Origin of the sequence: Variovorax paradoxus (genome assembly GCF_030811855.1) — a bacterium.
Classification (GTDB): Bacteria; Pseudomonadota; Gammaproteobacteria; order Burkholderiales; family Burkholderiaceae_C; genus Variovorax; species Variovorax paradoxus_L.
On sequence record NZ_JAUSRN010000013.1, the window covers coordinates 48,603 to 60,798 of the forward strand.

At 64.0% G+C, this 12,196-nt stretch carries 14 protein-coding genes, 1 tRNA gene and 1 pseudogene; 15 read left to right on the forward strand and 1 reads right to left on the reverse strand.

Annotation, left to right across the window (positions count from 1 at the left end; translation table 11 throughout):
• The first annotated feature begins 235 nt into the window (after window positions 1-235).
• The 4 genes and pseudogenes from J2X92_RS22130 to J2X92_RS22145 form a co-directional block, all read left to right on the forward strand.
• Entirely contained in the window at window positions 236-2,170 is a 1,935-nt protein-coding gene (locus tag J2X92_RS22130) for a DEAD/DEAH box helicase (RefSeq protein ID WP_055799529.1), read from the forward strand.
• Between the two features lie 251 nt (window positions 2,171-2,421).
• Complete coding sequence (locus J2X92_RS22135) at window positions 2,422-3,198, forward strand: SDR family NAD(P)-dependent oxidoreductase (protein WP_307578762.1); 777 nt, start codon at window positions 2,422-2,424, stop codon at window positions 3,196-3,198.
• On the forward strand, window positions 3,198-3,725 hold the full coding sequence (locus J2X92_RS22140; protein WP_307578765.1) for a MarR family winged helix-turn-helix transcriptional regulator: 528 nt from the start codon (window positions 3,198-3,200) through the stop codon (window positions 3,723-3,725). The genes J2X92_RS22135 and J2X92_RS22140 overlap by 1 nt, the downstream gene beginning before the upstream one ends.
• A 2-nt stretch (window positions 3,726-3,727) precedes the next feature.
• Window positions 3,728-4,168: pseudogene (locus tag J2X92_RS22145) on the forward strand (acyl-CoA thioesterase); the annotation flags it as partial.
• A 520-nt stretch (window positions 4,169-4,688) separates the two neighbouring features.
• Here J2X92_RS22145 and J2X92_RS22150 read toward each other — a convergent pair.
• A tRNA-Lys gene (locus tag J2X92_RS22150) sits at window positions 4,689-4,764 on the reverse strand.
• Window positions 4,765-4,905: 141 nt separating this feature from the next.
• Here J2X92_RS22150 and J2X92_RS22155 point away from each other — a divergent pair.
• The 11 genes from J2X92_RS22155 to J2X92_RS22205 all read left to right on the forward strand — a co-directional run bounded on the left by J2X92_RS22155 (window position 4,906) and on the right by J2X92_RS22205 (window position 12,194).
• Window positions 4,906-5,613, forward strand: a complete 708-nt coding sequence (locus J2X92_RS22155) for an SDR family NAD(P)-dependent oxidoreductase (protein WP_307578767.1) — start codon at window positions 4,906-4,908, stop codon at window positions 5,611-5,613.
• Window positions 5,614-5,881: 268 nt separating this feature from the next.
• Window positions 5,882-6,028 carry a hypothetical protein gene (locus J2X92_RS22160; RefSeq protein WP_307578769.1) on the forward strand — a complete coding sequence of 49 codons (147 nt, stop codon included), beginning with the start codon at window positions 5,882-5,884 and terminating at the stop codon, window positions 6,026-6,028.
• Window positions 6,029-6,071: 43 nt separating this feature from the next.
• Complete coding sequence (locus tag J2X92_RS22165) at window positions 6,072-6,656, forward strand: A24 family peptidase (RefSeq protein ID WP_307578771.1); 585 nt, start codon at window positions 6,072-6,074, stop codon at window positions 6,654-6,656.
• 36 nt (window positions 6,657-6,692) lie between these two features.
• Window positions 6,693-7,535: a Flp pilus assembly protein CpaB gene (gene cpaB / locus J2X92_RS22170; RefSeq protein WP_307578773.1), complete on the forward strand. Its 843-nt coding sequence runs from the start codon at window positions 6,693-6,695 to the stop codon at window positions 7,533-7,535.
• Between the two features lie 24 nt (window positions 7,536-7,559).
• Entirely contained in the window at window positions 7,560-9,071 is a 1,512-nt protein-coding gene (locus J2X92_RS22175) for a type II and III secretion system protein family protein (RefSeq protein ID WP_307578775.1), read from the forward strand.
• 11 nt (window positions 9,072-9,082) lie between these two features.
• Window positions 9,083-9,361, forward strand: coding sequence for a hypothetical protein (locus J2X92_RS22180; RefSeq protein ID WP_307578776.1), 279 nt, complete (start codon window positions 9,083-9,085; stop codon window positions 9,359-9,361).
• 166 nt (window positions 9,362-9,527) lie between these two features.
• On the forward strand, window positions 9,528-9,740 hold the full coding sequence (locus J2X92_RS22185; protein ID WP_307578778.1) for a Flp family type IVb pilin: 213 nt from the start codon (window positions 9,528-9,530) through the stop codon (window positions 9,738-9,740).
• 70 nt (window positions 9,741-9,810) lie between these two features.
• Window positions 9,811-9,987 carry a Flp family type IVb pilin gene (locus tag J2X92_RS22190; protein WP_307578780.1) on the forward strand — a complete coding sequence of 59 codons (177 nt, stop codon included), beginning with the start codon at window positions 9,811-9,813 and terminating at the stop codon, window positions 9,985-9,987.
• Window positions 9,988-10,033: 46 nt separating this feature from the next.
• The gene (locus J2X92_RS22195) at window positions 10,034-11,302 is read left to right on the forward strand and encodes a pilus assembly protein TadG-related protein (protein ID WP_307578782.1); all 1,269 of its coding nucleotides are present in this window, start codon (window positions 10,034-10,036) and stop codon (window positions 11,300-11,302) included.
• A gap of 5 nt (window positions 11,303-11,307) precedes the next feature.
• Entirely contained in the window at window positions 11,308-11,769 is a 462-nt protein-coding gene (locus J2X92_RS22200) for a TadE/TadG family type IV pilus assembly protein (RefSeq protein ID WP_307578784.1), read from the forward strand.
• A complete protein-coding gene (locus J2X92_RS22205) occupies window positions 11,766-12,194 on the forward strand; it encodes a TadE/TadG family type IV pilus assembly protein (protein WP_307578786.1) in 429 nt (142 codons plus the stop codon). Before J2X92_RS22200 ends, J2X92_RS22205 begins: the two co-directional genes overlap by 4 nt.
• Window positions 12,195-12,196 lie beyond the last annotated feature (2 nt).

Genomic DNA, 12,196 nt, shown 5'->3' on the forward strand with positions numbered 1-12,196 from the left:
ACCCGTGCCATAATCGAAGGCTTCGCTGATCCGGGCTACCGGTATTTTTGGTTTTTCTGGTCAGCGTCTCTTGCATCTCCCTATCTTGCACACCGCGCCCGATCGCATCCGCTGATCAAAAAGGGCCGCAGCCTCCGGCGTAAGCCAGAAGTTGAATGTCGTTGGATGGTTGATGTTTTTAACCACCAACGGGGCGCCGCCTACGGCAGCGCTCGCGTTTGAGATTGATATCTACATGACCGACGCTTTTGAAGCGCAGGGCGAGTTCGCGCCTGTGCAATCCACCAACAACAACGAATTCATCGCCACCGTGGACACCGTGTCCGAGGCGCCGATTCTGGAGGCGCTCGATGCAGCTGCCCCCGAAGCGGCCGTGGCCGAAGAACCCCGCCTGCCCAACGGCTTCATCAAGCTCGGCCTCGCGCCCGAACTGATCGCCGCCGTGGCCGACCTGGGGTTCACCCAGCCCACCACCGTGCAAGACAAGGTGATCCCGCTCGCCATGGGCGGTGAAGCCGGCCAGGACGGCAAGGCCCGTTTCGTCGACTTGATGGTCTCCAGCCAGACCGGCTCCGGCAAGACCGCGGCCTTCTTGCTGCCCGTGCTGCACACGCTGCTCAAGCGCCAGGCCGAAGCCGAAGCCGAAGCCAAGGCCGAATTCCAGCGCCTGGCCGCCGAAGCCGCTGCCCGCGGCGAAGCCGTGCCGAAGAAGCCGAAGCGCAAGGACCCGACCAACGCACGCCATTTCAAGGCCGCCACCCCCGGCGCCCTGATCCTGTGCCCGACGCGCGAACTCGCGCAGCAGGTGGCGCACGACGCCATCGAACTGGTTCGCCATTGCCGCGGCCTGCGCGTTGCCAATGTGGTGGGCGGCATGCCCTACCAGTTGCAGATCGCCAAGCTGCAGAACGCCGACCTCGTGGTGGCCACGCCCGGCCGCCTGCTCGACCTGCAGCGCTCGTCGCAGCTCAAGCTCGACCAGGTCAAATTCCTGGTGGTCGACGAAGCCGACCGCATGCTCGACCTCGGCTTCTCCGATGACCTGGCCGAAGTGAACCAGCTCACCATCGAGCGCCAGCAAACCATGATGTTCAGCGCCACCTTCGCGCCGCGCATCCAGCAGCTGGCCCAGCGCGTCATGCGCGAGCCGCAGCGCATCACCATCGACAGCCCGCAAGAGAAGCACGCCAACATCAAGCAATCGCTGTACTGGGCCGACAACAGCCAGCACAAGCGCAAGCTGCTCGATCACTGGCTGCGCGACACCAGCATCAACCAGGCGATCGTGTTCGCCAGCACGCAAGTCGAATGCGACGGCCTCGCCGGCGACCTGCAGCAAGAAGGCTTCAGCGCCGTAGCGCTGCACGGCGCCCTGAGCCAGGGCCTGCGCAACCGCCGCCTGATGGCGCTGCGCCAGGGCCAGGTGCAGATCTTGGTGGCCACCGACGTTGCCGCCCGCGGCATCGACGTGCCAACCATCACCCACGTCTTCAACTTCGGCCTGCCGATGAAGGCCGAGGACTACACCCACCGCATCGGCCGCACCGGCCGTGCAGGCCGCGATGGCCTGGCCATCACGTTTGCCGAATTCCGCGATCGCCGCAAGATCATGGACATCGAGCAGTACAGCCGCCAGCAGTTCAAGGCCGAAGTGGTCGCCGGCCTCGAGCCGCAACAGCGCATGCCGCAATCGCGTCCCCCGATGGGCGAGTACCGCGGTGGCCGTGGCGACAACCAGTCGCGCGACCGCAAGTTCGGCAATGGCGGCGCAGGCGGCGGCGGTGGTTACCGCGGCGGCAACAGCGGCGGCTACGCCGGTGCCAGCGGCTTCAACGACCGCAATGCACGCGGTCCGGCCCCGAGCCAAGGTCACCAGGGCCCGCGCGGCTTCCAGGGCGGCAACAACGCCGGCTTCGGTGGCAGCCGTGACGACGGCGGCAATGGCGGCGGTGGCGGTGGTTATGGCCGCAAGCCGGGCTGGGGCGACAGCGCTCCGCGCGGCGGCCATGGCCATGGCGGCGGCCGAGGCGACGGCGGCTTTGCGCCCCGTGAAGGGTTTGCACCCCGCGAAGGCTTCGCACCGCGCGGCAATGGCGCAGGCCATGGCGGCCCGGGCAAGGTGTTCGTGCCCCGCGACGCACAAAAGCGTGCGTTCAAGCCGACGCGCTGATCCATTCCGAAGCGGCCGGCCGGCTGCCTCGCCCCAAAAGAAAGCCCGCGCTTCGCAAGAAGCGCGGGCTTTTTCATTGCGGGTTTGCGAGAGGGTCTCCAATGGTGGAATTTTGTCGCTCTCATCGGCCACGCGGCTTAAAAAGCTGGGCCGCAAGATGGAAAGGTGCAGAAGTTCAAACTGCGCGATCGGATGTGAGTGCATAGACTTTGGACCGGGCGCTAGAATAGTTCAGAACTAAACAATTTAGTATGAACGCAAATTCACTGACTGGCCGCCACGCCCTCGTCACCGGTGCCGCGCGCGGCATTGGCGCCGAGATTGCCCGCACACTGGCTGTGGAGGGTGCAACGTTGACCCTGCTGGGGCGCGACCTCGAAGCGCTGCAGCGCGTAGCGTCCACGCTTGAAGGCCAAGGGCATGGTGTTGCCGCTGCCGACGTAGCCGACGCGCAGGCGGTCCAGTCGGCCTTTGCGCTGGCTCGCGCCGAGCGCGGGCCGGTTGCCATCCTCGTCAACAACGCCGGGGCTGCCGAGAGCGCGCCGTTTCTCAAGACCTCGGTCGAGCTCTGGCAGCGCATGCTGTCGGTAAACCTGACCGGTAGCTTCCTGTGTGCGCAGGCGGCGCTGCCCGACATGCTCGAGGCCGGCTGGGGCCGCATCGTCAACATTGCCAGCACCGCGGGCCAGAAGGGCTATGCCTACGTCGCGGCCTATTCGGCGGCCAAGCACGGCCTGATCGGGCTCACGCGCTCGCTCGCGCTCGAAGTGGCGCGCAAGGGCATCACCGTGAATGCGGTGTGCCCAGGCTACACCGACACCGACATCCTGCGCGCAAGCGTCGCCAACGTGGTGGGCAAGACCGGGCGCAGCGAGGCCGACGCGCTGGCCGAGTTCTCCAGCGTCAATCCGCAGCGGCGCATCGTGCAGCCTGCCGAGGTGGCCGACGCGGTGCGCTGGCTCTGCGGCGATGGCGCCGCGTCCGTTACCGGGCAGTCGGTCTCGGTGTCGGGCGGGGAGGTGATGTGATGCGCAACGACGCTTCGCATGCCGCACTCAGCGATGCCGAAGAACTCGGCCACGAGGCCCGCGCCGGCCGCGAAGACCACGCCATGCTCAGGCTCTGGCTGCGCATGCTGGCCAGCACCACGCAGATCGAGGCCGAAATCCGGCGCCGGCTGCGCGAGCGCTTCGGCATCTCGCTGGCACGCTTCGACTACATGGCCCAGCTTTACCGCTATGAAGAAGGCCTCAAGATGCGCGTGCTGTCGCGCTACCTGATGGTGACCGGCGGCAACGTCACGGGCCTGACCGACGAACTGGAGCGCGACGGCTTGGTGGCGCGGGCGCACAGCCCCGACGACCGCCGCTCGTGGATCGTGAGCCTGTCGCCCAAGGGCCGCGCGACCTTCGAGACCATGGCCAAGGAACACGAGCAGTGGATTCTCGAAATGTTCTCGGGCCTCGACATGAAGACCGTCAAGCAGATGCACACGCAGCTCGGCCAGCTGCGCGTGCACGTGATGCGCAGCGAGCCGTCGGGCGAGGAGGGCTGACGATGAGCGAAGCAGGCGAAGCGCAAGCCTCCTTGGCCGAATTCCAGCGCCCGCGGATGATCCGCTTTTCGGATTGCGACCCCGCGGGCATCGTCTTCTATCCGCAGTACTTCGTCATGCTCAACGGCTTGGTGGAAGACTGGGTGAGCGACGGGCTGGGTATCGATTACCACGCGCTCATCGGCGAGCGGCGCATCGGCTTGCCAACGGTGCGGCTCAAAGCCGACTTTCGCGCCGTGAGCCGCATGGGCGACAAGGTCACGCTCGGCCTTGCGGTGGAGCGGCTGGGCTCGCGCTCCATGACGCTCGTGTTGCGCTGCTTCGACCCCGCCAGCGGCGAACTGCGCATGCAGATGAAGCAGGTGCTTGTGACCACCTCGCTCGAGAGCCATCGCGCGGTCGAGGTTCCGCAGGACATGCGCACGGCTATCCTGCGCGGGGCAGGTAGTGCTTCAACCATTGATTCAGATATGAAAGAGTCCCGGATGGACAAGCAAACAATCATCGAAAGCCTGGAGCGGGCATTGGAAAGCTGGATCCGCCATGCTGTCGCGGCCCAACTGTGGCAGGTTCAGCAGCAAGGTGGTTTGGGTGCGTCCATCGTGGCGGACGAAGACCTTGTGCACATCCGCGTCGAACTCGGCGGGCCACGCAACCCGCTGTCGGAGTTGGGCCGAACCGATGGACGCTTGCCCGTCACGGAGGCCTTTCTCGGCCGCGGTCTCACATCTTGGGGCACCCCGCCTCCACAGGGAGACGATGCGCGTGAGGCATGGTTCTTGTCGAGCGAACTCGCCCAAGAGCACGCGCGGCAATACCTGCTGGCGGAGGTGAGGGAAAAGCGGGACGTCCTGTCGCGGTTTGTCGAGGGCTGGTTGACCGGTAAGTCGTAGCCGTTGAGCCAATGAAAAAAGCCCGCTACCGATGAGGTAGCAGGCTTTTCAGCGTTTCCGCGATGTTGGTTGGTGGGCCCTGAGTGACTCGAACACTCGACCTACGGATTAAGAGTCCGCTGCTCTACCAACTGAGCTAAGAGCCCTTGCACTAGAAAACGTTTTGCGTTTTTTGGCAAGACCGCAAGTATAGCGTAAAAATTCTGGGGCTCAACGATTTTGTGCACGGCAGCGTTAGCATTGGCCATCGTTCGACGGGCCCGGGCCTTCCACCAGGAGAAACTTCCATGACAGATACAACCACCATGCCCCATGTTGTGATCACGGGGGCCGCAGGCGCGCTGGGGCGCGCAGTGGCGCAGCATTTTCTGGAGCAGGGCGCACGCCTTGCGCTGGTCGACCACCGTGCCGACCACCTGTCCGAGGTCTTCCCGGGCCTGGACAATTCACAGCACCTGCTGCTCGCGGGAGACGTGACCTCGGCGTCTGAAATGTCGGAGCTCGCGGGCCAGGCGCTCAAGGCTTTCGGCCGCATCGACGCATTGATCCACATTGCGGGGGGCTTCGAGATGGGGGAGGCAACGCATGCGCTCTCGCGTGCGAGCTGGGACCGCATGATGAATCTGAATGCCTGGTCTTTCGTGGCGGTCACGCAGGCGGTGCTGCCTTCGATGATCGAGCACGGCGCCGGCCGCATCGTGGCGGTCACGGCCAAGGTGGCCGCGCGCGGCTTGCCGGCCATGGCGGCTTACATCGCATCCAAGAGTGCGCTGCAGCGCCTGGTGGAATCCATGGCGGCCGAGGCGGCGCCGCATGGTGTGGCCATCAACAGCGTGGCGCCCAGCGTGCTCGACACGCCAGCCAACCGACAGGCCATGCCCAATGCGAATCCAGCCGAGTGGGTCTCGACCGCGGTTGCGGCTCAGACCATCGGCTTCCTGGCATCGCCCGCGGCAGCCGCGCTGCATGGCCAGCACCTGTCGCTCGACACCTGAACCAGCCGCTGGATCAGTAGTTACACAAGGCCCTGGCGCAACGCCAGGGCCTTTTTTTTGCCCTGCGCTGCGGTAATTCGCGCCCGCCGGCGGGCAGGCGCTTTGTCATGGGTGCGGGCAGGGCGCGCGGGGCGCTTGTCTCGCTTCAGAAGGGGCGCACCGCTCATGTGCCCATGCGGCGCAATTTTTACAGTGACCCCACGGCGAAAGGTTTGGGCCCGATGAGGGCAACAAGCAGCGCCGGCCGACCACATCACTGGGGACACGCATGGAATCGTTCAACCTGCCGCCAAGAAATTTCATGAACCTGCTGCGGGAAGAAGCGGGCATGTCGTTCATGGAATTCGCGGTGCTCGGCTCCCTCGTGGTGTTCGTGAGCTTGTTGCTGCTCCTTGCGGCACGGCGCGGCGCCTGAATGCGCAACAGCAAATCAATAACAACGCCACACGGAGCTGTCCATGCGTGAATTCGATGCCTTCCTCGAGCTGCTGGTGATGCTGGCAACGGATTTCCGCATCGTTGGACTCCTTGTCCTGCTGGTGACGGCCGCGGTCAGCGACTGGCGCTCGTACCGCATTCCCAACTGGCTGACCTTCGGCGGCACGGTCTTCGCGGTGATCTACGGAACCTTCGCGGCGCGCACGCCGATGGTGGGCGCGACGCAGGCACTGGGGGGGCTGGGAACAGGCCTCCTGATCATGCTGCCGTTCTATGCGTTGGGAATCATGGGCGCCGGCGACGTCAAGCTGATGGCCATGGTTGGCGCCTTTCTCGGCCCCTATCAAACGCTGTTGGCGATTCTCTTCACGTGCATTGCGGGTGGCGCTGCGGCGTTGATCGTTGCCATGCACCGGCGCCGCCTCGGCCACATGCTGGCCAACGTGAAGGACACCGTGAACGGCATGGCGATGTCAGGCATTGCGGGCCTGCGGCCCAACGGAACCATCGACACGCGGCAATCCATCGGAAAGCTGCCTTACGGAATCTGCATTTGCGTGGGGACCTTCGCAGAGGTCCTCGCGCATCAACTGGGCTATGTGTAGTCCGCCATTTTCATTTCACCGCACTCGGAGATTCGCATGAAAAACATCAAGGCACTCGGGCTGCTGCTGCTGGCCCTCCTCACTGGTCTGGCCGCCGCGGTCTACGCGGCGGGATGGGTTTCGCGACAGGGCGGCATCGCTTCCAACAAGGTGGTCGTCGCCGCAGTCGACATCGAGCTGGGCAGCCGGGTCAACCCGCAGATGCTGTCGCTGGTCGACTGGCCGAGCGGCTCCTTGCCGGCGGGTTCGTTCACAGACGCCAAGTCGCTCGAAGACCGGGTGGTCAAGATCGGTGTGCTGCGCGGCGAAGCCATCCTGGAGGGCAAGCTTGCGCCCGTCGGCACCAAGGGCGGACTCTCGGCGGTCATTGCCAGCGGAAAGCGCGCCATGACCGTGCGGGTGAACGACGTGGTGGGCGTGGCGGGCTTCGCACTGCCAGGCAACTACGTCGACGTGATGGTGAACGCCCAGCAAGACAAGAACCGTGGCGAGGAGGGGCGCCAGATCAGCAAGACAGTGCTTGAAAAGGTGCTGGTGCTGGCGGTGGCGCAAGAGGCCAATCGTGACGACACCAAGCCCAAGGTGGTGAGTGCAGTGACGCTGGAGCTCTCGCTCGAAGACTCCGAAAAGCTCGATCTGGCACGTAGCGTGGGAACCCTCTCGCTGGTGCTGCGCAACCAGATGGACAAGACCACGGTGGCCACCGCAGGTATCACCAAGGGCCAGTTGTTCGGCGAGAAGGAAATCCTGCCGATCTCCACCACTGTGGCAGCGCGGCCGGCCGCCGCGCGAGCGCCGCGTGCCGCCCCAGTGGCAATGCGGCAATCCGAGTGCGTGGAAGTTATCCAGCACGCAGCCCGCTCGCTCAACTGCTTCTGATCATCCCCGCAGGAGGAACCACAAGTGCAACATCTCTCTTCTTCTTCACCCGCCTGGCTGCTGGCGGCACTCATGACGCTGGCGGCGCCCGCCATGGCCGCGGACGTAGTGGCTGCGGCGCCGGCGGCGGCTGCTGCTGCTGTAGCCTCGGCTGCAGCACCGGTCGCTCCTGCCACCCGGCGCTGCACTGCGATCATTCCGGACGACCAGCCGACCTACGCTGTGCTCGGCAAGTCGGTGGTCATTCCGCTCAAGGCACGGGTTGCACGCATAGTGGTCAGCGGCCAGCCGCCAAGCCGCGCGGCCGCATCAGCAGCCGCCGGGCAGCCGGCACCAGCCCCCGCCATGGCAGCAAACGCGGGCGACGGCATCGCCGATGTCGACGTCACGCTGCTGAGCCCGACCGATCTGTTCTTCCGCGGCCGCCAGGCGGGCTCGATGAACGTCGTGCTGCAAAGCGTCGACGGCACTTGCTACATCAAGGACGTCATCGTCACCATCGATCCGGGTGCGCTGCAGTCGAAGCTCGCCGAGCTGATGCCGGAAGAAAGCCGCATTCGCGTGCGCAGCGCCGAAAAATCGATCGTGCTCACCGGCGAGATCAGCGACGCGCTCAAGCTCGACGACGTGATGAGCCTGGCCATGGCCTATGGCGCGGATGGCAAGAAGGTGGTGAACCTGCTGCGAGTGACGGCGCCGCAGCAAGTGATGCTTGAGGTGAAGATCGCAGAGGTCAGCAAGACATTGCTGGACCGCCTGGGTGCGCGCGTCGGCCTGCAACGCACGGCCAGTGGTGGGCTTAACACCTATTCGCTGATCTCCAACTTCTTGAGCGGTGGCGCGGGCCTTGCCGAGGCGTTCCGAATCGGCCGTGCATCCATTGCCATCGATGGCCAGAAAGACGACGGCCTGGTGCGCATCCTGGCCGAGCCCAACATCATGTCCATCAGCGGACAACAGGCCAGTTTCCTGTCAGGCGGAAAGATCTTTATCCCAGTGGCGCAGAGCTCCTCCAACGGCCGTACCGGTTCGACTATCACGCTGGAAGAAAAAGAGTTCGGCATCGGCGTGAAGTTCACCCCCACGGTGCTCAACGGCGGGCGGATCAATCTCAAGATGGTCTCGGAAGTGTCGGATCTGTCGCAGACCGGTTCGCCCTTCACGACCGTGGGTGGCGCGACCGCAGTGCTGCCCTCGCTAACGGTACGCCGCGCAGACACCACCGTGCAGCTCAACGATGGCCAAAGCTTTGTCATCGCAGGGCTCATCAAGAGCAACTCGACCGAAACCGTGAAGCGCTACCCCGGCCTTGGCGAGGTTCCGGTGATGGGGGCATTGTTCCGCAGCACCGAGTTCCAGAACGACCAGACCGAGCTGATGTTCGTGATCACGCCGCGTCTCGTTCGGCCGCTGGGCGAATCGCCACGCGTTCCGACCGACAACCACGTCGTTCCAAGCCGCGCCGAGATCTACCTGAACGGGAGCCTCGAAAGCAGCACCCCCGCCTCGGTCGCACCGGCCAGCGATACCCAGTAAGGAGCACCACCATGTTCTTCAAGTCGACCATTCTCGCGCTGACGCTGCTCGCAGGCACCGGCTGCTCCCACGTCACCCCCAACTACGACGCGCGCTTTGGCGATGCCGTGCGCGACGCCAAGAGAAAGATGACGCTCAATCCCGATGCCGGCAAAGACGGAAATCCGGTGGTGGGCATGGACGGCCGCGCAGCACGCGAGTCGATGCTGCAGTACCAGGAGTCCTACAAGACGCCGCCGCCAGCGGTGAACGTCATCAATATCGGCGGGGCGATAGGGGGCCAAAAGTAGTGCGCCGGTCCATCGACCGATGTCGCTTCTTTCTATCGTTCCTTTTTTTTAGTAACTAGCTTTGTACGAAAGGAGAGTCACGACCAAAGTCATCACTCTTATGCAACACAGTTCACTCATTCAGCAAATCTTGTTTTCTCATTTTGAACCCTGAAAGGAAAGACTCATGTCCAACATTCTCCAATCCGTCAGCCAATTTACCCGCAGCTTCCTGCGTGATGAAGAAGGCGCCCAAGTCATCGAGTACGCGCTGATCATTGCGGTCGTCTCGATCGCGCTGGTAGTTGCGCTGAAGGCACTTACCGCCAACGGCGGCGGCTTTGGGCTCTTCATCACGAACGTCACCGACTGCCTCCAAGGCAAGGGACCCTGCGCATAAGCGTCTAGAGGGCGGTGGGTGGCACGTCCACCCACCGCCCACCGTCCAAGTAGCAAGCGAGGTGCTCATCATGTTCACGTCATTCCTGAGGGATGAAAGCGGCGCCCAGGTGGTGGAGTACGCGCTGATCATTGCCGTAGTCTCAATCCTGCTGATCATTGCGCTCCGGCCACTGGCAACGGGCACCAGCCTCAGCGATCTCGTCGATCGCGTCTTCACCTGCCTCGGCGGTGTGGACTGCGATTGAAGCGCTCGGCTCTCTCAAACCGCCATCACCGCTCAGGATGCCGATCATGCAAGTCCACACTCCCGGCCGGCGCCAACGCGGCGCAATGATCATCACAGCCGCGCTGGTCCTGTTTTTCCTTCTCGGGTTCATGGGCATTGCGCTGGACTTCGGCCACCTGTTCGTCGTTAGGACGGAGCTTCAGACCGCCGTGGACAGTTGCGCCTTGGCCGCCGCACGAGAACTCGACAAACAAGCTACCGCGATTGCCCGAGCCCAGAGCGCGGGACAGTCAGCAGGCAACGCAAACGGGGTGAATATGCAATCGGCTACATGGAGCGGGCAGGGCCAGATTGTCGCAACTGACATCAGCTTTCGCGATGCGGCCTATGCACCCACGACCGATCCTCTCGTCGCGACCTATGCACAGTGCGTGCACACCCAGCCGAATATCCAAATCTGGCTCATGAAGGCCATGGGCGCTTTTTCGGGCGATGCCGCGGCCTATCCTGCCACCGGCAACGTTGGCGCCAGCGCCGTTGCGACTCGCGCGAGCGCACAGTCGACCTGCCCCATCCCGGTCGGTGTAAAGCCCAAGCCGGGTACTGGGGCGCCCAACTACGGCTTCGTTGTCGGCGAGTGGGTGAAGCTGATCCAGGCGCAGGCCGGGGCCGCAGGTGGCGAAATCGGCTGGGCCAATCTCGACGGAAGCAACAGCGCCTCGGAGACCGAAGCGGAAATGAACAATCACTGCGGAACGAAGGTGGGCGACACGCTTGGCACGCCCGGCGTACAGACCTCAATCGTCGACGTTTGGAATCAGCGCTTCGGCATCTACAAGAACAGTGGAAATCCGAGCACCCAGCGGCCTGACTACACCGGCTATGCGTATACCGCGCTCAACTGGCCCGCGAAGTTCAACGCCTACGACGGTCCAGCTCCAGGATCGCCTGCGAGCGCCCAGAACTACCTGGCTAAGCGAGCGGCTTTTGCTTCATGTGCCGACACAGGAACGAAGGTAAACGGTGCGAACAGCTGCGAAGCGATTACTGGGCTGTCGCTCAATGGCTTCCAAAAACTGGCAGCGCCAGGCAACGTCGCGGGCGGCCACATGCAATACGGTCTCGACCGTCGCATCGTCACGGCGCCGGTCATCGACGGCGCCGGACGTGTGGTTGACTACGCCTGCATGCTGATGCTGCAGCCTCTGAGCATTCCGATGACCGACACGTGGCTGGAGTTCCGCGGCAATGCGGGCGCGGTCAACAGCCCCTGCACAACGAGCGGGCTTGCCGGCGGGGCAGCCGGGCCGCTGGTCCCAGTCTTGGTGAGGTGACGCACATGAAAAAGACATTCCGCCATAGTCAGCGCGGCGCGGCGCTGATCGAGCTGGCGCTCATCACGCCCTTCCTGCTGCTTCTGACGTTCATCACGACCGAGTTCGGCCGCGCGATGTACGAGTACAACACCGTCGTCAAGGCGACCCGCGACGCCGTTCGCTACCTGTCGGTGCAGACGCCGGGCACGCACATTTCTGAAGCACGCAACCTGATGGTGTATGGCAACACCGCCGGCACGGGCACGCCGCTGGCGCGCGGCCTGAGCCTGTCGAACGTGCCCGCCAACAGTTGCTGCACGTGGCAAACGGCAGGAGCCAACCCGCTTATTGCCACGGTGACCGTGCGCATCAGCAGCTACACCTTCCATTCGCTCTTTCCGTCGGTGATGGGGATCGTCTTTGCCGACGCAAACGGCGACATCGTCTTCAGCGACATCACCGCCACCATGAGGGCTCCATCATGAAACGCCAGATGGCTGGTGCCACCACCGTCGAGTTTGCGCTGGGCCTGCTCATTTTTCTCATGCTGCTCCTAGGCATCATCGATTTCGCGCGCATGCTGTTCACCTGGAATGCGGCCAACGAAGCCACGCGCGCCGGCGCGCGCTATGCCGTGGTATGCGACGACACCACCCAGCAGGCGTTGGTGCTGGCGCGCATGCAGGCTTTGCTTCCGCAGATCACCACGGTGAGCGTGGCCTGGACGCCGGCGAGCTGCACGGCGGCCACCTGCGAAGGTGTCACGGTCGGCATCACCGGGCTCAACTACCAATGGATCTCGCCCATCGTCGGAGCGGCGGCACCACTGATTCCGATGCCGAGTTTTTCCACCTTCCTGCCGCGCGAAGTGATGCGGAAGGATCCTCACAGCCCAACCATCTGCTTGTAGTA